Below are 20664 nucleotides of genomic sequence, written 5' to 3'. Positions count from 1 at the left end.
AGCACCTCATCATTGCCGGACAAATGCCTCATAAGTGTCTAGCCTGGCCGGGCGCGCTCCCCCGAACGACCCGATGAGGTGCACAGCTTGGAACTCCGGAGCATTCTGCGAGCGCTGGCCCGCAGCTGGCCCGCCGTCGTCGTCTGTGTCCTGCTCGGCGTCTTCGCCGGCTGGGCCGCCACCGCCATGACCACGCCCGTCTACCAGGCCAAGGTCCAGCTCTTCGTCTCCGCCCGGTCGGGCGGGGGCGACGCGGACACCGCCCAGCTCCAGCAGGGGAGCAACTTCTCGCTCGCCCGAGTCCAGTCGTACGCAGCGATCGTGACGAGCCGTCAGGTCACCGCGCCCGTCGTCGCCGCCCTGCACCTCGGCTCCACACCGGAGCAGCTCGCGGGCCGGATCACCGCCGAGGCGCCGCTCGGTACGGTCCTCGTCGACATCACCGTCGGCGACACCGACCCGCACCGGGCCGCCGAGACCGCCGACGCGGTGGCCGTACGGTTCGCCGACGTGGTGGAGCGGCTGGAGACCCCGGACGGCGCGGAGAAGTCCGCGGTGAAACTCGGCGTCACCCAGACCGCCGCCGTCCCCACCACCCCGGTCAGCCCGCGCCCCGGCCTCAACCTCGGCGCCGGCCTCTTCGCCGGACTGCTGCTCGGCGCGGGGCTCGCGCTGCTCAGGGAGATCCTCGACACCACCTTCAAGTCGGCTGTGGCGCTGGGGGAGTTCACCGGGATCCCGCTGCTCGGCTCGATCCCGTACGAGAAGGAGGAGGACGGCCGGCCGCTCACCGCGGGGGCCGCCGGGCACGGCGCGCGGGCGGAGGCCTTCCGCCACCTGCGGACGAATCTGCAGTTCGCGCAGTTCGCGCAGGGCGACGACCGGCCCCGGGTCGTGGTCGTGACGAGCTCGCTGCCCGGCGAGGGCAAGACGAGCACCGCGACCGGCCTCGCGCTGTCGCTCGCCGAGACCGGCACCTCGGTCTGCCTGGTCGACGCGGACCTGCGGCGGCCGTGCGTGGCGCGGACGTTCGGTCTTGTGCAGGACGCGGGGCTGACGAGCGTGCTGATCGGCCAGGTACGGATCGAGGAGGTCATGCAGCAGGCGGCGGGCCGCCTCGCCGTCCTCACGAGCGGCCCGATCCCGCCCAACCCCACGGAACTGCTGGCCTCGCCGCGGATGGCCGAGATCCTGCGCGAGCTGGCCGACCGCTACGAGCTCGTGGTCGTGGACACCGCCCCGCTCCTGCCGGTCGCCGACACGGTGGGCCTGGCGCCGCTGGCGCAGGGCGCGATCCTGGTCGTACGGGCGGGCAAGACGCCCCGCGACAGGGTGGCAGCAGCGGCGGAAGCACTGCGCACGGTGGGCGGCCGCACGCTGGGCACGGTCTACTCCATGGCCCCGCTCACGAAGCGCGCGGGCTACGGCTACGGCTACGGCGACCCCACGGCGGACCAGCAGCTCACCGTCCCGCCGAGGCCGCGCGCGGAGGCTGTGCAGGAGGAGGCGCGGTGACCGGCAGCGAACAGACGCCCCCGCCGTTGGGGCGGCCGTGCGTCGACGGGCCTGCGCGCGATGCGCTCGCGCCGGAGCCCGAGCCCGTCGGGTCCGCGACCAGGAGTCCCTGTGGCGGAGGCCCGGCCGGACGGCTCGACCGCACCGCCCGCGTCCACGTCGCCGGCCACCGGGGCCTTGTCGGGTCCGCCGTCGTGCGCGAGCTGCGCCGCGAAGGCTTCGGCGATCTCCTTCTCCGCTCCTCCGCCGAGCTCGACCTCCGCGACCGCGACGCCGTCCGCGCGCTCTACGCCTCCCAGCGGCCCGCTGTCGTGATCCTCGCCGCCGCCCGCGTCGGCGGCATCGCGGCCAACGCCGCCCAGCCCGTCGACTTCCTCTCCGACAACCTCCGCATCCAGCTCAACGTCCTGGACGCGGCCCGCGAGTACGGCGTCCAGCGCCTGCTCCTCCTCGGCTCCAGCTGCATCTACCCCAAGTACGCCCCCCAGCCGATCCCCGAATCGGCCCTGCTCACGGGCCCCCTGGAGCCCACCAACGACGCCTACGCCATCGCCAAGATCGCCGGCATCCTGCACATCCAGGCGCTGCGCCGCCAGTACGGCCTCCCGTACATCTCCGCCATGCCCACCAACCTCTACGGCCCGCACGACAACCTCGACCCCCGCACCTCGCACGTCCTCCCCGCGATGCTCGCCCGCACCCACGCGGCACGGGTGAACGGTGCCGGGTCGATCACCCACTGGGGCAGCGGCACCCCGCGCCGCGAGTTCCTGCACACCGACGACCTCGCCCGCGCCTGCCTCTTCCTCCTGGAGCACTACGACGGCGACGACCCGGTCAACGTCGGCACCGGCGAGGACCTCGCGCTCAGCGAGCTGGCCGGCCTCGTCGCCGGGGTCGTCGGCTATCGCGGGACCATCACCTGGGACACCACCAAGCCGGACGGCACCCCGCGCAAACTGCTCGATGTGACCCGCATCAGCGCTCTCGGCTGGAAGCCGGAGATCTCCCTGCGCGACGGCATCGAGGAGACGTACGCATGGCTGAAGACCGCGTTGAACAACCGGACCGAGAGCTGACCGTCCTCTTCGTCTGTACGGGCAATATGCACCGCTCCGTCCTCGCCGAGCGCCTGCTCGCCCCCAAGCTCCCGGCCGCCCGGGTCCGCAGCGCGGGCACCGAGGCGGACGGGCGGGTGGGGATGGACCCCGCCACCCGCTCCGTACTGCGTCAACTGGGCGCGGAGGGCGGGGAGTTCGCCTCGCGGCGGCTGACCGCCGAGCTGGTGGCCGGGTCGGATCTCGTCCTCGGCATGGAGCGCGAGCACCGCGAGGCGGCGGTCCGGCTCTCGCCCGGTTCGCTGCGGCGGTGCTTCACGCTGAAGGAGTTCCTGCGGCTGGACGGGGACGCGGACCGGCGGGGCGCGGTGGCGCCCGTGCCGCCTGCGGCGGACGGGATCGCCGATCCGTGGGGGCAGTCGTACGACGTCCTGCGGGCCTGTGCGGAGGAGCTCGACCGGCTGACGGCGGACGTCGCCGTCCTGCTCAGGGCGTGAGCAGGAAGTTCGCGTAGAACGGCGGCGGTACGAAGCCCTCGCCCGCCGGGGAGAGTCCGGTGCGGCCCAGGTGCTGCACGGTCCGGTAGCCCAGAGCGTCGGCCGTGGCCCGCAGCCTCTCCAGCGCCGGGGCGTCCAGGCATTCGGCGATGATCGCAGGGCGGTGGGCGGCGATGGTCCGGGTCATGCCGTGCAGGACCTCGGGCTCCAGGCCCTCGACGTCGATCTTGACCAGGTCGATCGGCTGGTCGCCGACGACCTCGTCCGCGGTGCTCACCTCGACCTCCACCGACCGGACGGGCACGGTCGCCGCATTGAGGGAGGCCGCGGTCGTGTCGTACGGAATCGCCAGCCGCGCCCGGCCCGGACCGTCCGACAGGGCCTTCTGGACCAGGGTGACCCGGTCACCCAGCCCGTTGATCTCCACGTTGCGCCGCAGCATCCCGATCGTGTGGGGATTGGGCTCCATCGCGACGACCCGCAGCTCGGGGTTGGCCTGGCAGGCGAGCAGCGTATAGATGCCGGAGAACGCGCCGACGTCGAGGAACCCCCGCGCCGTGCGGGCCAGTTCGAAGAGGACCGGCTGCGTGGTCTCCTCCCAGTGGCGCAGGTCCGTCCAGACGACGCAGCGGGCCATCAGGTCCTCGCGTGCCGCGTGGTAGAGGAACGGGATGCCGTCCGGGTCGTGGAGGGTCCAGGTGCCGGTGGGGTGGAGCCGGTTCCAGACCTGGCGGGGGACGAGCCCGCGCAGGGCGGCGGTGCGGACCGTCTGCTGGAGGCCGGGAGCCAGGCGTACGGTGCCGCGCGTTCTTCTGATGGTGTCGAGTGGCTTCACGCCGCCAGGCTACGGAGAGCAGGGGTGCATAACGGGGCGAAACGCTTGCGGCGCGGCGCGGGAGTCGCTTCATTGCGCGTAAGGGATTAATAAGAGTTGAGTGGGGTCGACTCAGCTCTGTTGACGCGCGCGGATCTCTCATGCATCCTTGAGTCAGTTCCACTCAAGTCAGTCTGTTGGAGGACTCACCATGGCACGTGCGGTCGGCATCGACCTGGGCACAACCAACTCCGTCGTCAGCGTTCTTGAAGGCGGCGAGCCCACCGTCATCACCAACGCAGAGGGCGCCAGGACCACGCCGTCCGTCGTCGCCTTCGCCAAGAACGGCGAGGTGCTGGTCGGCGAGGTGGCCAAGCGCCAGGCGGTCACGAACGTCGACAGGACGATTCGTTCGGTCAAGCGCCACATGGGCACCGACTGGAAGATCGACCTCGACGGCAAGAGCTTCAACCCGCAGCAGATGAGCGCCTTCATCCTGCAGAAGCTGAAGCGCGACGCCGAGGCGTACCTGGGCGAGAAGGTGGCCGACGCGGTCATCACCGTCCCGGCGTACTTCAACGACAGCGAGCGTCAGGCCACGAAGGAGGCCGGCGAGATCGCGGGTCTCAACGTCCTGCGCATCGTCAACGAGCCGACGGCGGCCGCCCTGGCCTACGGGCTCGACAAGGACGACCAGACCATTCTCGTCTTCGACCTCGGTGGCGGCACCTTCGACGTCTCGCTGCTCGAGATCGGCGACGGCGTCGTCGAGGTCAAGGCCACCAACGGTGACAACCACCTCGGTGGTGACGACTGGGACCAGCGCGTCGTCGACTACCTGGTGAAGCAGTTCGCCAACGGTCACGGCGTGGACCTCTCCAAGGACAAGATGGCTCTCCAGCGTCTCCGCGAGGCCGCGGAGAAGGCGAAGATCGAGCTGTCCTCGTCCACCGAGACGACGATCAACCTGCCCTACATCACGGCCTCCGCCGAGGGCCCGCTGCACCTGGACGAGAAGCTCACGCGCGCCCAGTTCCAGCAGCTCACCGCCGACCTGCTGGACCGCTGCAAGGCGCCGTTCCACAACGTCATCAAGGACGCGGGCATCCAGCTCAGCGAGATCGACCACGTCGTTCTCGTCGGTGGCTCGACCCGTATGCCGGCCGTCGCCGAGCTCGTCAAGGAGCTCACCGGCGGTCAGGACGCCAACAAGGGCGTCAACCCGGACGAGGTCGTCGCCATCGGCGCCGCGCTTCAGGCCGGTGTGCTCAAGGGTGAGGTCAAGGACGTCCTGCTCCTCGACGTGACCCCGCTGTCCCTCGGTATCGAGACCAAGGGAGGGATCATGACCAAGCTCATCGAGCGCAACACCACGATCCCGACCAAGCGGTCCGAGATCTTCACGACGGCCGAGGACAACCAGCCGTCCGTCCAGATCCAGGTCTACCAGGGCGAGCGCGAGATCGCGGCGTACAACAAGAAGCTCGGGATGTTCGAGCTGACCGGTCTGCCGCCGGCCCCGCGCGGTGTCCCGCAGATCGAGGTCGCCTTCGACATCGACGCCAACGGCATCATGCACGTCACGGCCAAGGACCTTGGTACGGGCAAGGAGCAGAAGATGACCGTCACCGGTGGCTCCTCGCTGCCGAAGGACGAGGTCAACCGGATGCGCGAAGAGGCCGAGCAGTACGCGGACGAGGACCACAAGCGCCGCGAGGCCGCCGAGTCCCGCAACCAGGGTGAGCAGCTCGTCTACCAGACGGAGAAGTTCATCACCGACAACGCCGACAAGGTCCCCGGCGACGTCAAGACCGAGGTCGAGGAGGCCCTCACCGAGCTGAAGGAGAAGCTCAAGGGTGAGGACACCGCCGAGATCCGTACGGCCACCGAGAAGGTCGCCGCCGTCTCGCAGAAGCTCGGCCAGGCGATGTACGCCAACGCCGACCAGGGTGCCGCCGCTGCCGGTGACGCCCCGGGCGCCGAGCAGGCCGCCGACGCCGCGGACGACGTCGTCGACGCCGAGATCGTCGACGACGAGAAGCCGGACTTCGGTAAGGGTGGCGCCGCATGACCGAGGAGACTCCGGGCTTCGACGAGAAGCCCGACGTCCCCTCCGGCGCCAACCCCGGTGACGCCGAGTCGAAGGCTGCCGAGTCCGACAAGGGTTCTACGGAATCCGAGTCGGGCCCGGCGGCCCCGGCCGGGGACGCAGCACAGGATGTCGCTCTGACCGCACAGCTGGACCAGGTGCGCACCGCGCTCAACGAGCGCACCGCGGACCTCCAGCGGCTGCAGGCCGAGTACCAGAACTACCGCCGCCGTGTGGAGCGGGACCGGATCACGGTCAAGGAGGTCGCTGTCGCGGCCCTCCTGAGCGAGCTCCTCCCGACCCTCGACGACATCGGCCGCGCCCGTGAGCACGGCGAGCTGGTGGGCGGCTTCAAGTCGGTCGCCGAGGCGCTGGAGACGGTCATCGCGAAGATGGGCCTCCAGCAGTTCGGCAAGGAGGGCGAGCCCTTCGACCCGACGATCCACGAGGCCCTGATGCACTCGTACGCGCCCGACGTCACCGAGACGACGTGCGTGGCGATCCTGCAGCCCGGGTATCGGATCGGCGAGCGCACCATCCGCCCCGCGCGCGTCGCGGTCGCCGAGCCCCAGCCGGGCGCGGCGGGCAAGGCGGACGAGGCGTCGGCTTCGTCTGACGAGGACGGCAATGGCCCTGAAGAGGGCTGACAACACAGCAGTTGAAACGGTGATGGACCGGAAGGAGGGACGTCGGGGATGAGCACCAAGGACTTCGTCGAGAAGGACTACTACAAGGTTCTCGGCGTCCCGAAGGACGCCACCGAGGCCGAGATCAAGAAGGCGTACCGGAAGCTCGCCCGCGAGTTCCACCCGGACGCCAACAAGGGCAACGCCGAAGCGGAAGAGCGCTTCAAGGAGATCTCCGAGGCGAACGACATCCTCGGCGACCCCAAGAAGCGCAAGGAGTACGACGAAGCGCGTGCTCTCTTCGGCAACGGCGGCTTCCGCCCCGGTCCCGGCGCAGGCGGCAACTTCAACTTCGACCTGGGCGACCTCTTCGGAGGCGCCCAGGGCGGGGCCGGACAGGGCCAGGGCGCCGGCGGTTTCGGCGGCGGTCTGGGCGACGTGTTCGGCGGTCTCTTCAACCGGGGCGGCGCGGGTACGGGCCAGCGGGTCCAGCCGCGCCGCGGCCAGGACATCGAGTCCGAGGTGACGCTCAGCTTCACCGAGGCGGTGGACGGGGCCACGGTCCCGCTCCGGATGTCCTCGCAGGCCCCCTGCAAGGCGTGCTCCGGCACCGGCGACAAGAACGGCACACCGCGCGTGTGCCCGACCTGCGTCGGTACGGGCCAGGTCTCGCGGGGCAGCGGCGGCGGCTTCTCGCTGACCGACCCGTGCGTCGACTGCAAGGGCCGCGGCCTCATCGCCGAGAACCCCTGCGACGTCTGCAAGGGCTCGGGCCGCGCCAAGTCGTCGCGGACCATGCAGGTCCGTATCCCCGCGGGTGTCACCGACGCCCAGCGGATCCGGCTGCGCGGCAAGGGCACCCCGGGTGAACGGGGCGGCCCGGCGGGCGACTTGTACGTCGTCGTCCACGTCGACGCCCACCCGGTCTTCGGCCGCAAGGGCGACAACCTCACCGTCACGGTGCCGGTCACCTTCACGGAGGCGGCACTCGGCGGCGAGATCAAGGTCCCGACGCTGGGCGGTCCCCCGGTCACGCTGAAACTCCCGGCGGGCACGCCGAACGGGCGGACCATGCGGGCGCGCGGCAAGGGCGCCGTACGCAAGGACGGCACCCGCGGGGACCTGCTGGTCACCGTCGAGGTCGCCGTACCGCACGAACTGGACGACAAGGCGCGCGAGGCGCTGGAGTCGTACCGCGAGGCGACCGCGGAGCAGGATCCGCGGGCGGAGCTGTTCGAGGCCGCGAAGGGAGCATGAGATGGACGGCCGACGACGTACCAACCCTTATGAACTGACCGACGAGTCACCGGTGTACGTCATCTCGGTCGCCGCTCAGCTCTCGGGTCTGCACCCGCAGACCCTCCGCCAGTACGACCGTCTCGGCCTGGTCTCGCCCGACCGCACGGCCGGGCGGGGCCGGCGCTACTCGGCCCGCGACATCGAACTGCTCCGTACGGTGCAGGCGTTGTCGCAGGACGAGGGCATCAACCTGGCCGGCATCAAGCGCATCATCGAGCTGGAGAACCAGGTCGCCGCCCTGCAGGCGAGGGTCGCCGAGCTGGCTTCGGCGGTCGACGGCGCGGCGGCGGCGATGCAGCAGCGCGAGGCGCAGGTGCACGCTTCCTACCGGCGCGATCTGGTGCCGTACCAGGACGTGCAGCAGGCCAGTGCGCTGGTGGTGTGGCGGCCGAAGCCCAAGCGGTCGCCGGAGTAGCAGACGCAAGGGAATGACGTGAAGGGGTCCGGAGGCTGCGCAGCCTCCGGACCCCTTCACGTTGTCGAGCGTGTCAGCGGTTGACCATGAACTCCAGGGAGGTGCCCTGGGCGCCGGAGCGTCCGTATGCGTCCACTGCGAACACGGTGACCGCGCAGGGGCCGTTGTAGGTCGGGGTCCAGGAGATCGCGGCGGCAGTCGTCGTCTGTGCGCCGCTGTCCCCGCACGCACCCGAGATGTCCCAGGTGTAGTGGCTCAGCAGCCGTCCCTCGTCGCCCGCGCCGGGCTTGATCCCGATCTGGATCGGGGAACGGGTGGTTCCCGACGAGACGAGAGTCAGCTGCGGTGCGAGCGGCCCGGTGGCGGTGGCCGGAGTGAGGCGGCTGACCGAGGCCGCCGCAGAGGGCGCCGACTCCGTGCCCGCGTCGTCGACGGCGGCGACGAAGTAGAACGCGCTCCCCTTCGGGGCGGAACGGTCCTCGTACGACGTGTCCGATGCCCCGGCTGTGCCCACGAGAGCCCAGGCGCCCGTGGGCGCGGTGCGGCGGTAGATGTGGAATGCGGTGGGCGCCGGGGCCGAAGCGTCCGCCGGGGCCCAGTTGAGCTCCGTGAACGCGTCGAGGGGCTCGCCCCGGAGCGAGGCCGGGGCGGGAGTGGTCGAGGCCACGGGGCGGGCGACGGTCACCGGCGCCGAGGCGGGAGACACGTTCGCGGAGGCGTCGACGGCACGCACGGTGTACGTGTAGGCCGTGCCCGCATCGGCGACGGGATCCGTGTAGGACGTGCCGAGGACGAGTTCGGGTCCGTCTGGGTCCTGGCCTCCCGCGGGTGCGGCCCACACCTCGTAGTGGTCGACGTCCGCCGAAGAGGCCTGCCAGCCGAGGGAGTTGCCCGCAGTGGTTCCCAGCGCCGTCAGGCCGGTGACCTGGGCCGGTGCGGTCCTGTCGACCGTCGTGACCGGCATGTCCGCCGTGCCCGTGGACTCGCGGCCCGCCTTGTCGTAGGCGCGGGCCTCGTAGTAGAAGACCTGGCCGGTGGCGGGCGGTGTGTCCGCGTACGAAGTCGCCGTCGTCTGGGCGACCTTCGTGTACGTGGCCGTGCCCTTGAGGCGGCGGTAGACGCGGTAGCCCGCGAGGTCCATCTCCGGGCTCTTGGCCCAACTGACCGTCGACTTAAGGGTCGTTGCGCTGTAGCCCGCCTTGATCCCGGTCGGCGTCAGCGGCGCCGTCTTGTCCACCGTTGCCGAAGTCCGGGGCGCGTACGAGAACTTGACGTTCGCGTTGCCCGTCCACGCCGCGAAGTCGATCCGCAGCGTGTGCTTGCCCTTGGGGATCGTGAGGTTGAGCGTCTTCTTCTGGGTCGTCGCGACGTTCTTCCAGAGGTCGATCTTGCGGACGTTGTCGACGTACACCCGTATCCCGTCCTGCGACTCCGCGGCGAAGGCGAACGGGCCGCCCGAGCCGAAGTCGCGGGTCACGGTCCAGCGCATCGAGAAGTTGTCCTTCGCGATGCCCGAGAGCGGGGAGGCGGAGCGGTAGTTCTGGTTGATCGCGTCGTCGCAGTCGGTCTTCTTCGGGGTGCCGGAGAGGCCGGTGTTGGCGTAGAAGGTGCGCTTGAAGTAGTTCGGCTTGCAGGTCACGGTCGCGGCGTGCGCGGTGACGGGCAGCGCGAGACCGGCGCAGGCGGTGACACCGGCCGTCAGCAGGGCTGCGGTGCGGAAACGCTGGGGCATGGAGTGTGGGCTGCTCTCAGGCTGGTCTGAGTGGCACCAGGGTGTGGGGGGAGCGCCGGGGGTGATCATTTCACGGGGGGTGGGGTGCGGCAATGGGATGATCGGGGGCGTGACGACTCCGATACGCCGCTCCGTGCCCGCCCTTGCCGCCCTCGCGCTGCTGACCGCCGTGGCCGCGACCGGCTGCGTCTCGTCGCCCGAGCCGGTCTCCACGGTGGAGACCCGAGTGCCCCGGCCCTCCGCCCCGGTGAAGGCCGAGAAGCTCGAGACGGAGTCACCGAACCCCTACGGCAGCCTGCCGCCCGCCACGCCCAAGTCCACCCCCTTCGCCCGGCCGGACACGAAGACCGACTGCTCCGCCCACCCCGGCCTCGTCGTCAGGACCGGCCTGGTCGACGCCGCCATGGGCCTCCGCGCTATGGGCTTCACCCTCACCAACTGCAGCGGCCGCCCGCTCGCCCTCAACGGCTATCCGGACCTGCGCGTCCTCGACGCGGACCGCAAGCCGGTGACCCCGAAGGCGACTCCGTCGTCGTACGGGAAGAAGCCCGCCCCCGTGACCCTGCGCTCCGGCGAGACCGCGCAGTCCTCGGTGATCTGGCGGAACACGGTGACCGACTCGACCGTGGTCGCCACCGTCGGCGAGTACCTCCTCATCGCCCCGGCGGCCGGCGACGCCACCCAGGTCGTTAAGTCCGGCGAGATGCTCGACCTCGGCAACACCGGGAAGGCGGAGGTCACTCCGTGGGTGCGGGAGCAGTCCTAGGCGACAGGGCTGTTGCCATCTCGTTAAGTGGATACGCCTTGACGGTTTGGTGAAGGCGGCGTTGGCTTTCAGCCACCTGGGTCGCAGTGCTGCACCCTTGTCCGGAAGGCACGTGTTGTGAACACCCGCACCACCCGTACCACGCGTCCCACCCGCAAGACCCACCACGTCCGTCTGCGCCGCACGGTCATAGCCGTGGCCTCCTCCGCCGCGGCCCTCTCGCTCTCCGCCTGCTCCATCGTGGACTCCATCAGCGGCGACGGCGGTTCGGGCAGCTCGTCCGGGCCCAAGAAGGGCAACGACATCACGGTGGGTCTGCTCCTTCCGGAGAAGGAGAACACCCGTTACGAGAAGTTCGACTACCCCATGATCAAGAAGCAGGTCGCGGCGATGACCAGCAACAAGGGGAAGGTCGAATACGCCAACGCCGAGTCGGACGAGGGCAAGCAGAAGACCCAGATCCAGCAGATGATCAGCGACAAGGTCGACGTGATCCTCCTGGACGCGGTGAACTCCAAGACCATCGCGAGCAGCGTGCAGGCCGCCAAGGACGCGGGCATCCCCGTCATCGCGTACGACCGGCTGGCCGAGGGGCCGATCGACGCGTACCTCTCCTTCGACAACGACCTGGTCGGCGAGGTGCAGGGCAGGGCGCTCCTGAAGGCGCTCGGCAAGAACACGTCGAGCAAGAAGATCGTGATGATGAACGGGTCGCCGTCCGACCCGAACGCCGCCCAGTTCAAGCAGGGCGCCCTCTCCGAGCTCCAGGGCAACGTGGAGATCGTCAAGTCGTACGACACCAAGGACTGGAAGGGGGAGAACGCCGCGGCCAACATGAAGAAGGCGATCTCCGCCGTCGGCCTGCACAACATCGACGCCGTGTACGCCGCCAACGACGTCCTGGGCGGCGCCGTGATCGACGTCCTGAAGGACGCGGGCGTCACCGAGATCCCGCCGGTCACCGGCCAGGACGCGGAGCTCGACGCGGTGCAGCGGCTCGTCTCCGGCGACCAGTACATGAGCGTGTACAAGCCGTACCCGGACGAGGCCATCGCCGCCGCCGAGATGGCCGTGCTCAGGGCGCAGGGCCGCAGCATCGAGTTCGAGGCGCTGGCCGGCGACACGATCGACAGCCCCACGAACAAGGACATTCTCTACCGGATGGTCCCCGTGGTGACCCTGACGAAGGCCAACGTCAAGGACACCGTGGTCAAGGACGGCATCTACACGGTCAAGCAGATCTGCACGGCCAAGTACGCGGAGGACTGCGTGGCCGCCGGGCTGAAGTAGCCCTACGCGGTCGGCTGTACGGCGTCCACGGTCAGCACGATCTTTCCGGTCGTACGGCCCGACTCCCCGATCTCGTGCGCCTTCGCCGCCTCGGCGAGCGGCAGCACCGTGTCGATCACGACACGGAGCTTCCCCGACTCGACGAGCGCGGCGATCTCCGTGAGGCCCGCGTGGTCGGGCTCGACGATCGTGAAGGCGGCGCGCAGCCCCAACTCGGCGGCAACGGGCGTCAGTTCGGCCTCCGCCGGGGACGCGATCGAGAGCACGATGCCACCCGGTCGCAGCGTCTTCAGCGACCGGGGGCCGTACTCCCCGCCGATCGCGTCCAGCACGATGTCGATGTCGGAGACGGCCGTCTCGAACGCCGTCTGCGTGTAGTCGACGACCTCGTCGGCGCCCAGGCCGCGTACGAAATCGTGCTTGGCGGCGCGGGCCGTCCCGATGACGTACGCCCCTCGCGCCTTCGCGATCTGCACCGCGAGGTGGCCGACGCCGCCCGCCGCCGCGTGGATCAGGACGCGCTGGCCCGGCTGTACGCCCGCCGCGTCCACCAGCGTCTGCCAGGCGGTGAGCGCCGCGACGGGGAGCGCGGCGGCCTCCACGTGGGAGATCCCGGCGGGCTTGCGGGCGAGGTGGCGGGTGGGGGAGACGATGAACTCCGCGTACGTACCGGCTGCTTGGGGCAGCAGCGGCATCCCGTACACCTCGTCGCCCACCTGGAACTTCGTCACCCCGAGGCCGACCTCCTCGACCGTCCCGGAGACGTCCCAGCCGAGCGGCACGGGCGCGCCGCCGGTCAGGCCGCCGGTCGCCCGGTGCCACCAGTCGGTCGGGTTGACGCCCGCCGCGTGGACGCGGACCAGGACCTCGGAGGGGCCGGGGGCGGGGCGCTCGACCTCGACGAGCCGGAGGACTTCGGGGCCGCCGAGGGTCTCCTGGCGGATGGCGTTCATGGTCTGTGTCTTCATGTGCACCAGCCTGCGGGAGAGATCGCTGACCTTCGAGTGGCCAGATGGCCACAGTGTGGAAGGATCTGGCCATGCCCGCTCCCGCCGCATCACCTCGCCGTCCGCACCGCGTCGTCGTCCTCGCCCTCGAAGGCGTCTACCCCTTCGAAATGTCCATCCCGGTAAGGATCTTCGGCACGGCGGAGGCCCCGGACGGCTCCCCTCTGTACGAGGTGATCACCTGCAGCGTCGACGGCGCCCCCGTCCGCACCAGCGCCGACTTCACGGTCAACGTCGAGCACGGCCCCGAAGCCATCGCGACCGCCGACACCCTGGTCATCCCGCCCTTCACGTGCGCGCCGGCGGAACGCGACTGGCTCCCCGCACCGGTCGCCGCCGCCCTGGCCCGCCTCCGCCCCGGCGCACGTACCGTCTCGATCTGCACGGCGTCGTACGTCCTCGCCGCAGCCGGTCTCCTCGACGGCCGCCCCGCGACCACCCACTGGAACGAGTCCGGGGACTTCCAGCGCGCCTTTCCCCAGGTCAAGGTCGACCCCGGCGTCCTGTTCATCGACGACGGCGACGTCCTGACGGCGGCCGGCGTCGCGGCGGGCGTCGACCTCTGCATGCATCTGCTGCGCCGCGACCACGGCTCGGAGGTGGCGAACCGGGTCGCCAGGCTGTGCGTCGTACCGCCGTGGCGGGAGGGCGGCCAGGCCCAGTACATCGACCGCCCGTTGCCGGAGCCGGCCGCCGCGACGACGACCGCGACCCGGGCGTGGGCGCTGGGCGAGCTCCAACGCCCCATCTCGCTGGGTGAGTTGGCGGCGCACGCCCGTATGTCCGTCCGGACCTTCTCGCGCCGCTTCCGCGAGGAGGTCGGCATGACCCCCGGCCAGTGGCTCACCCAGCAGCGCGTGGAGCGGGCCCGCCGCCTCCTGGAGACGACGGACCTGGGGGTCGACCGGGTGGCGGACGAGGCGGGGTTCGGGACGGCGGCTTCGATGCGGCAGCATCTGGTGGCGGCGATCGGGGTGTCCCCGATGGCGTACCGGCAGACGTTCCGGGCGTCAGATCTGCAGGTGAGGTGAACCGGGACGGTCCATCAGGCGCCAGACCGGGAAGATCACCGGGCACAACGTGGCGATCAGATACGCGCCGCCTGCCGCCAGCAGTGTCGAGGACGGGCCGGCCGCATCCACGAGGAAACCCGCAGCCAGTCCTCCCAGCGGAGTGGCCAGCTGGACCGCGGCTGTTGTCGTACTCAGTACGCGGCTGCGCAGTTCCTCCGGGACTGTCTCGTACGTCACCGCGGCCATGATGGGATTGAGCACCCCGCACGCCAGACCCTCGACCGCCATGATCACGGCCAGCGGCGCGAAGGTGCCGGTGAAGGCGGCCACCAGGAAGCGCGGCAGACCCACGACGATGAACGCGATCGTGAACACCGGCCATCGCCGGAAGCGGCTGCCCACCGCCCCATAGACCAGCGCCCCCGCGAGGGCGCAGACCCCGAACGCCGCGTTGAGCAGGCCGAGATCGACGGAACCGCCGAGCTCCTCACGGGCATGCACGGGGAGAAGCACGGCGCTCCATCCCTGGTCGAGGCCTCTGGTCGTCAGCGTCATCAGGCACAGGGCCAGGAGCAACGGCGTGGCCGCCACGAAGCGATACCCCTCCGCGAGCTCACGGCGGTAGGCCCGCAGTGACACCGGCTCCGCCCGCCCTCGGGACTGCGCCTCGGGCAGGCCGCGCACCCCGTACGCGAACAGGGGCGCGGCCACGGCGAAGGTTGCGGCGTCCACCAACAGCACGTTCTCCGGGCCGAGTACGGCGATCAGCGCGCCCCCGAGGGCCGATCCGGTCATCGCCGCACAGCGTGCCGCACCGTCGTACAACCCGGCGGCCCTGGTCAGTGGCATCCCGGCACGTTCGGCGAGCGTGGGCAGCAGAACACCGCGGGCCGTTTCACCTGGTGAACGGAACAGCCCTGTCATCGCCATCAGCAGGCACACCATCCAGAACTGCAGGACGCCGGCGAACTGCAGCAGCGGAACTGCGGCAACGGCGGCTGCACACAAGAGGTCCGAGGCGACACTCACCCGCCGACGCCCGATCCGGTCGATGACAGGACCGCTGACGACCGCAGCGAGAACCACGGGCAGGAGCATGCAGAAGGCGAGGATCCCGGTCTTGGCGGCGCTGCCCGTGCTCTGCAGAACGAACCACGGCACGCCCATGTACGTGAGGCAATTCCCGATGATGGAGATGAGGTTGGCGGCAAGCACGGCGGTCAGCGGACGGCGGTCGGCCGTCACGAAGTCTTCGGGCACGACGGTGGTCTCCCCTGAGGGAAAGCGCCCACCGTGAACGAAGCAGGTCAGCCGGCGGGCGAAGCGAAGTGGTCAGCGTCTGGCACGCATGGCGAGGCGCACCGCGATGCGGTGTTCACAAGCAGCGCCTCCTGCACTTCGCCGGGATGACCACCCGGCACCTGCACGCATTGTCCCTTCGGGCGTCGGCCCTCCGCAGGGAATCGACCGGGCTAGGTGATGTCGGGATCCGATTCCTCGCGTTCGGTCCACTCCGTGTCGGCAAGGGCCGCCGGAAGATAGCCGTCGACCCCGCGCCACGTACCCGCCCCGATCGCGGCGAGCGCGAGTGCCCAGAGGAGCCAGGGGAGGCCGGAGGGCAGGTCGTCGGGGCCGGAGAGAAGGAGGGGAAGGCAGATCAGGGCTGCGAGGAGGATGCCGCCGAGGAAGGGGAAGTGGACGACGGGCCGGAAACCGGCGGTGGCGGTGAGGCGTTGGGATGTGCGGCTGCTGGTGGTGGGTTGCAAGGGGCCGTGGTGCCGTTCGAGTTCCTCGCGGGGGGTGAGGGTCATGAACGTACGACCGTTGTCGCTGACGAAGGCGACCGGGAGGCTTCCCTCGATGAGCTTCGAGCGACCGGGCCAGATCAGCCAGCCGTCGGTGTGGCTCAACTGCTCGCCCACAGAGGCGAGTTCGCTGCGATCGGCGACGAGCGGTATCTCGCGTCCGTCGTGCAGGACGGGCAGGCAGTGGTGGTGCGAGACGGAGGCCACGCCGGGCTTGCTGCCGCGTTCGCTGTAGCGCACGTGGAGGGGCGGCTGGGCGTGCGCGCGTACGGCGTGGACCTCGCCGGTGGCCGCGTCCGCGACGAGGACGCGCAGCTTGCGGCGCTCCTCCGGATCGGTCATCGACTTGCGTACGACCGCGTAGCACTTCAGCGTGATGATGAGGAAGATCCCGAACAGCGCCGGGCCGGCGAGACTGCCGGATCCGGTGGCCAGGGCGATCAGGGTGAGAGGGGCGAGGGCGAGGAGCGCGACGGAGACGCGCTCGCCGAACTTGTGGGCAGGGAGCTGGAGTTGGCTCGGTATGGCGGGGGTGTCGCCACCGACCACATCGGGGGCTGAGCGCTTCAGTACGGGCGCTGTACGACAGGCAAGGGCCCAGCCTGCGGTGAGGACGAGGGCGGCGCCGAGAGCTCCGAGAAGGTCGAGGCGGGGGGTCGGGGCGCCGTGCCGTACGAAGACGAGGGCGATGGCGGTGGCGGAGGCAGCCAGGGCGCCGGAGCCGAGCGTGCGGACGAGGGGCGTTGAGCGTCGCAAGGTGCTTCCTCATTTCCTTCCGGAGCGCGTGGAGGGGAGCTGGACTTTACATGATCTCCCTATGTGTAACTACGGTGTGGAGAAGGTGTGTTGAGGGAGGAGTGTTGGGGGTTGTTCGGATTCGCGCCGTGGCGAGGGCCCCTGGTTTCGTGGCCGGGTGCGGGCCGGACTCGGACTCTCGCCGTGGGTGGCTGGGAGCTCCGCCAACCCGGGTGCGGGTCAAGGACTCAAGACGGTAAGCGTGGCCGGGGTGCGTGGTGGGCTGGCGAACTGTCCCTTCGCGCGTGGTCGGCTGCGGAACCGTCGCAACGTCCTGGTTCTGATGACTGTGAAATAAACACGGGATTGACCTGGTGTTATCACGGAGAGTGAGGGAGAATAGGGGTATCAATCACCGCATAGGGGGCGGGGGTTGACGGTGACTGCACGGGGGTGTGGGGGATGGAAGAACAGCAGCAACAGCTACAGCCGGGGACGCCGGACGAGTGGGCGGCGTACTTGCGCATGCAGGATCCGTCGGCGCATGTGATGGATCTGCTGCCGGTCCTGGATGCGGAGAAGCTCTCCCCGGCGGGGAAGATCGACGCGCTGGCGGTACTGGAACGCTGCGCATCCTGGGTCGCGGCCTGCCAAGTCCCGCTGCTGGCGGGGATCGACGCGCAGACCAGTGCCGAGTTGCCGGTGGGTGCGGACTTCGAGACCACCCTGCTTCATGACTGGGACTACGCGGCCGAACAGGTCGCCTGCGCCCTGAAGCTGAGCGGGGCAGGAGCAGCGGACCGCCTGGAAGTGGCCCGCGCGCTGGTGGACCGCCTGCCCCAGACCCTGGAACTCCTCGCACAGGGGGAAATCTCCTGGCGGCAGGCCAAAACGGTCGTCGATGCCTGCGCTGTCCTGGACGACGAGACGACCGCGAAGGTCGAGGACGCGGTCGTGGGCAAGCTGCCCACCCAGGCGGCGCATGAGACCCGGCGGATGCTGAACCGCACGATTGCCCGCCTCGACCCCGAGGGTGCGGCCGCCCGCCACGAGCAGCGGCGTCTGGAGCGGACCACGGTGAACTACCCGCAGCCGGACGGGATGGCACTGTTCGGGGCGATCGTTCCGGCCGAGCAGGCAGCGATGATGGAACAGGCCGTCGACGCCCACGCCGCCACCTTCGCCGACGACGGCCGCACCCTGTCCCAGAAGCGGGCGGACGCCCTCTTCGACCTCATCACCGGTACCACCAACACACCCACAACCGGCGGGCGTTCAGCGGCGGTCGTGCAGATCACCGTCCCGCTGGACGTGCTGATCGGGGCGAGCGAGGAGCCCGCAGAGTTGAAGGGCTACGGCCCGATCACCGCAGGACAAGCCCGCGACGTGGCGTTCGCGGAAGGCACGGTCTGGCGGCGGCTGATCACCCACCCGACCACCGGGATGGTCGTGAAAACCGACCCCACCACCTACAAACCCACCGCCGAGACCACCCGCCACGTCGAAGCCCGCGACCGCCACTGCGCGTTCCCTACCTGTCGAATGCCCGCCCACCGCACCGACCTCGACCACGTTGTGGAATTCGACCACCACGACCCGGCAGCGGGCGGACAGTCAGTGCCCGAGAACCTGATCCCGCTGTGCCGCCGCCACCACGGACTCAAGCACCGAGGTGGCTGGAAGGTCGTACGAGACGACACCAACGGCCAGACGCACTGGACGGCGCCCACCGGGCACACCTACACCAACACCCCTGACACCTGGACCGAATAACTCACCCCGGCCCGTTCCGCGCTTCGTGTTGCCAGCGTCTGTGCGCCGAAGGCGCGATATGGCGCGCAACGATGCCCGCCCACCCGAAGCACCCCACCGGGCCCATCTCTCAGATCAGTTGGGGAAAGGTCGTTGCGACGGAGCCGCAGCCGACAACGCGCGTACGGAGGTAGTCCAACCGGCCACGCACCCCAGCCACGCTAATTTCGGTCGGTAACCCGCACCCGCCCACGCGAATCGCCCCCGCACCCCACCGGTCAGCAGAGGCGGCCCTCCACCCACCCGCACCCGGCCACGAAACCCGGTGCCATCACCACCGGCAGAATCCGAGGAGGTACGAGCGGCTGTGCGCCCAGACTCCCTCTGAACTCAGCGTCAATGCCGCGAAGTTGCTGCAGCCCGCACTTCGGTGGTCTCCATCGGGTCGACACGGAGCGAAGTGATGCGCTCGCGGGTCGCGGGGATGTCAGGGGCGTGGGTGATGCCGAGGACCCGCGCCTGTTCCTGGCAGTCCCACAGCGATTCGGTGTGGGGGTAGTCCTGGCCCGACGGGTCGATGGCGGCCAGTGCTTCCAGGCAGGCGGTCCGTGAGTAGGAGTGCGGGGTGTGCAGCCAGAGGAAGCGCAGGTCCCCGGCTGCTTGGGCGGCCGCGGGGCCGTATCGGGCGAGTTTCTTGGCGGTGGTTTCGGGGCCGCACCAGGTGCGGGTCCTGCGTTCTTCGGCGAGTTCGGCCACGAGTACCGGTAGTGCTTCGGGGACGAGTTGGTCGGCGAGAACGTCCCGGCCGAGACGGGCCAGCCATTCCGATTCGTCAGCCGCCCAGAGGCGTGCCGCTGGAACGGCCAGAGCGCCGAGGTGCTCGACTGCCTGGATGAGGCCGACTTGGGGGTGTGGTCCGTTCGGTGCGACTAGGGACGGTACGAGGGGGATCAGTCCCTCCACTGGGTCCCGGAGGCTCAGTTCGCGTAGAGCGGCGAGCCGGATGCGGTCGGCGGGCGGGGAACTGGTCAGCAGGTCGAGCAGTTCGCCGTCCGAATGTCCGCTCAGGTCGTGGGGGGTCGGGCATGGGGTTGGACGGCGTATTTCGACCCCGAAGCGGGTCCAGGGCTCCATGTGCCACGGTTGCTCCGGCTCCTGGCCGATGCGGGCTCGTGCGACGTCGCCCAGGTCCTCCCACCAGGCGTCCGGCCAGCGATCTGCCATGGACTCCAGGACGGAGACCCAGTACACGCCGTCGCGGATGTAGGCCCGCAGTCCGTCCCGGGCTTCGTCGTTCCCTGCGAGTGCGAGCAGTTCCAGCACGTCGGCGGCTCGCTCGCATGCGTCCTCGGAGCCGGCCAGCTGGTCCACAATCGGGGTCGGGGACATGTTGAGGTCCCTGACCAACTGGGCCAGATACACGTCGCGTTCGTCGACTAGGTTCTCCCATGTCCAGTCGCGGCGGATCCCGTCGTAGACGAAGGGCGCGGCTGCCGAAGGGTCTTCTCTGGCTCGGAGCGCGCCCAGGCCACGCCCTCGCTGCAACAGCCCTTCGAGGGTGGCGTGATGGGCGTAGAACGTTGTGGCTTCTTCGGCCGTCACCCGGAGGCCTGCCCGACAACCAGCTTCATCTGCTCGCGCAGGGACCATGTGGCCAGGTGCTCGCGCCAATGATGGCGGTGCAGTCTGAGGCCGTACTCGGGGGCGCTCTTCTTTCCCTCATAGTCGTAGTCGGTGAAGGGCGGTGATGCGTCCTGCCATGTTGCGGACGGGATCAAGAAGAACTCCCGCTCGCCGTCGGCTGGAAAGATCACCAAGGCGACCGCACGGTGGGGTTCCAGCGGGAAGTGCTTCTTGCTCATGAAGATGTAGCTGTCGCGCGCTCCGATCCGGGCCGACTTGACCTGGACCAACAGGTGTCGCCCTGCCCCGAGGTCCACCAGGAGGTCGACTCCGCGGTCGTCTGCCAGTGGCTCGTAGACCTGAAGCCCGGCCAACGCGAACTCGGCCGCGACGAGGAGCTCTGCTGCGGCACCCAGCATCGCGGGACTGGTCGTCATGGGCGCGCGCTGTTCCTCGCGTAGTTCAGGAGTGCGGCGAGGCCCGGGGGCGTTGTGGTGAGTTGAGTGTTGGGGGTGTCGCTCTCGCGGAGGCGGATCGTTCCGTCTGGGGTGGCGGTGACATAGACGCACTCGCCCTCCGGGCCGCCGCTGAACGATGACTTCTGCCAAGTGAGCGCGGGCATCCGGGA

Annotated in this window: 19 protein-coding genes; 11 read left to right on the top strand and 8 right to left on the bottom strand. The window is 69.9% G+C overall.

Translation table 11 applies throughout. From position 1 onward, the window contains the following. The first annotated feature begins 87 nt into the window (after window positions 1–87). Genes OG707_RS18510 through OG707_RS18500 form a run of 3 tightly spaced genes read left to right on the top strand, consistent with a single transcriptional unit; the run spans window position 88 to window position 3070 of the window. Window positions 88–1515: a polysaccharide biosynthesis tyrosine autokinase gene (locus OG707_RS18510; protein WP_329119640.1), complete on the top strand. Its 1428-nt coding sequence runs from the start codon at window positions 88–90 to the stop codon at window positions 1513–1515. Continuing rightward, window positions 1512–2594 (top strand): GDP-L-fucose synthase family protein, encoded by a 1083-nt coding sequence (locus tag OG707_RS18505; RefSeq protein ID WP_329119638.1) that lies wholly within the window; start codon window positions 1512–1514, stop codon window positions 2592–2594. The genes OG707_RS18510 and OG707_RS18505 overlap by 4 nt, the downstream gene beginning before the upstream one ends. Next, window positions 2555–3070 carry an arsenate reductase/protein-tyrosine-phosphatase family protein gene (locus OG707_RS18500; protein ID WP_329119636.1) on the top strand — a complete coding sequence of 172 codons (516 nt, stop codon included), beginning with the start codon at window positions 2555–2557 and terminating at the stop codon, window positions 3068–3070. The genes OG707_RS18505 and OG707_RS18500 overlap by 40 nt, the downstream gene beginning before the upstream one ends. Here the strand turns inward: OG707_RS18500 and OG707_RS18495 are convergent. Continuing rightward, window positions 3060–3905 (bottom strand): FkbM family methyltransferase, encoded by an 846-nt coding sequence (locus OG707_RS18495; protein WP_329119634.1) that lies wholly within the window; start codon window positions 3903–3905, stop codon window positions 3060–3062. The two genes, OG707_RS18500 and OG707_RS18495, sit on opposite strands and share 11 nt — an antisense overlap. 190 nt (window positions 3906–4095) lie before the next feature. Here OG707_RS18495 and dnaK point away from each other — a divergent pair, with 190 nt between their 5' ends. From dnaK to OG707_RS18475, 4 genes are read left to right on the top strand one after another with little or no spacing between them, the layout of a single operon-like run. Then, window positions 4096–5955 carry a molecular chaperone DnaK gene (gene dnaK, locus OG707_RS18490; RefSeq protein ID WP_329119633.1) on the top strand — a complete coding sequence of 620 codons (1860 nt, stop codon included), beginning with the start codon at window positions 4096–4098 and terminating at the stop codon, window positions 5953–5955. After that, window positions 5952–6620, top strand: coding sequence for a nucleotide exchange factor GrpE (gene grpE / locus OG707_RS18485; protein WP_329119631.1), 669 nt, complete (start codon window positions 5952–5954; stop codon window positions 6618–6620). The genes dnaK and grpE overlap by 4 nt, the downstream gene beginning before the upstream one ends. A 48-nt stretch (window positions 6621–6668) precedes the next feature. Next, the gene (gene dnaJ / locus OG707_RS18480; protein ID WP_329119629.1) at window positions 6669–7856 is read left to right on the top strand and encodes a molecular chaperone DnaJ; all 1188 of its coding nucleotides are present in this window, start codon (window positions 6669–6671) and stop codon (window positions 7854–7856) included. A 1-nt stretch (window position 7857) separates the two neighbouring features. Beyond that, window positions 7858–8313: a heat shock protein transcriptional repressor HspR gene (locus OG707_RS18475; protein ID WP_329119627.1), complete on the top strand. Its 456-nt coding sequence runs from the start codon at window positions 7858–7860 to the stop codon at window positions 8311–8313. A 73-nt stretch (window positions 8314–8386) separates the two neighbouring features. Here OG707_RS18475 and OG707_RS18470 read toward each other — a convergent pair whose 3' ends face one another. Then, entirely contained in the window at window positions 8387–10045 is a 1659-nt protein-coding gene (locus OG707_RS18470; protein ID WP_329119625.1) for a fibronectin type III domain-containing protein, read from the bottom strand. 109 nt (window positions 10046–10154) lie between these two features. Between OG707_RS18470 and OG707_RS18465 the strand changes: the two genes are divergently transcribed. Then, a complete protein-coding gene (locus OG707_RS18465; RefSeq protein WP_329119623.1) occupies window positions 10155–10811 on the top strand; it encodes a DUF4232 domain-containing protein in 657 nt (218 codons plus the stop codon). 117 nt (window positions 10812–10928) lie between these two features. Continuing rightward, complete coding sequence (locus tag OG707_RS18460; protein ID WP_329119622.1) at window positions 10929–12101, top strand: sugar ABC transporter substrate-binding protein; 1173 nt, start codon at window positions 10929–10931, stop codon at window positions 12099–12101. A gap of 2 nt (window positions 12102–12103) precedes the next feature. On the opposite strand, the gene OG707_RS18455 is transcribed toward OG707_RS18460, so the two are convergent. Then, entirely contained in the window at window positions 12104–13069 is a 966-nt protein-coding gene (locus OG707_RS18455; RefSeq protein ID WP_329119619.1) for an NADP-dependent oxidoreductase, read from the bottom strand. A gap of 71 nt (window positions 13070–13140) precedes the next feature. Here OG707_RS18455 and OG707_RS18450 point away from each other — a divergent pair, with 71 nt between their 5' ends. Continuing rightward, window positions 13141–14139, top strand: a complete 999-nt coding sequence (locus tag OG707_RS18450; protein WP_329119617.1) for a GlxA family transcriptional regulator — start codon at window positions 13141–13143, stop codon at window positions 14137–14139. Here OG707_RS18450 and OG707_RS18445 read toward each other — a convergent pair. Both OG707_RS18445 and OG707_RS18440 read right to left on the bottom strand, forming a co-directional pair. Then, entirely contained in the window at window positions 14119–15288 is a 1170-nt protein-coding gene (locus OG707_RS18445; RefSeq protein ID WP_443071489.1) for an MFS transporter, read from the bottom strand. The genes OG707_RS18450 and OG707_RS18445 overlap by 21 nt on opposite strands. Before the next feature lie 305 nt (window positions 15289–15593). Beyond that, window positions 15594–16682, bottom strand: coding sequence for a hypothetical protein (locus OG707_RS18440; RefSeq protein WP_329119612.1), 1089 nt, complete (start codon window positions 16680–16682; stop codon window positions 15594–15596). A gap of 441 nt (window positions 16683–17123) precedes the next feature. Between OG707_RS18440 and OG707_RS18435 the strand changes: the two genes are divergently transcribed. Beyond that, window positions 17124–18434 (top strand): HNH endonuclease signature motif containing protein, encoded by a 1311-nt coding sequence (locus OG707_RS18435; RefSeq protein ID WP_329119609.1) that lies wholly within the window; start codon window positions 17124–17126, stop codon window positions 18432–18434. 375 nt (window positions 18435–18809) lie between these two features. Here the strand turns inward: OG707_RS18435 and OG707_RS18430 are convergent, their stop codons facing one another. From OG707_RS18430 to OG707_RS18420, 3 genes are read right to left on the bottom strand one after another with little or no spacing between them, the layout of a single operon-like run. Next, window positions 18810–20015, bottom strand: coding sequence for a hypothetical protein (locus tag OG707_RS18430; protein ID WP_329119607.1), 1206 nt, complete (start codon window positions 20013–20015; stop codon window positions 18810–18812). Then, window positions 20012–20473 (bottom strand): hypothetical protein, encoded by a 462-nt coding sequence (locus OG707_RS18425; RefSeq protein WP_329119605.1) that lies wholly within the window; start codon window positions 20471–20473, stop codon window positions 20012–20014. The genes OG707_RS18430 and OG707_RS18425 overlap by 4 nt, the downstream gene beginning before the upstream one ends. Beyond that, window positions 20470–20658, bottom strand: coding sequence for a DUF397 domain-containing protein (locus OG707_RS18420; protein ID WP_329119604.1), 189 nt, complete (start codon window positions 20656–20658; stop codon window positions 20470–20472). Before OG707_RS18420 ends, OG707_RS18425 begins: the two co-directional genes overlap by 4 nt. Window positions 20659–20664 lie beyond the last annotated feature (6 nt).

Origin of the sequence: Streptomyces sp. NBC_01465 (genome assembly GCF_036227325.1) — a bacterium.
Classification (GTDB): Bacteria; Actinomycetota; Actinomycetes; order Streptomycetales; family Streptomycetaceae; genus Streptomyces.
The sequence above is the reverse complement of the archived record's forward strand: the minus strand, read 5'-3'. Positions and strand labels throughout refer to the sequence as shown.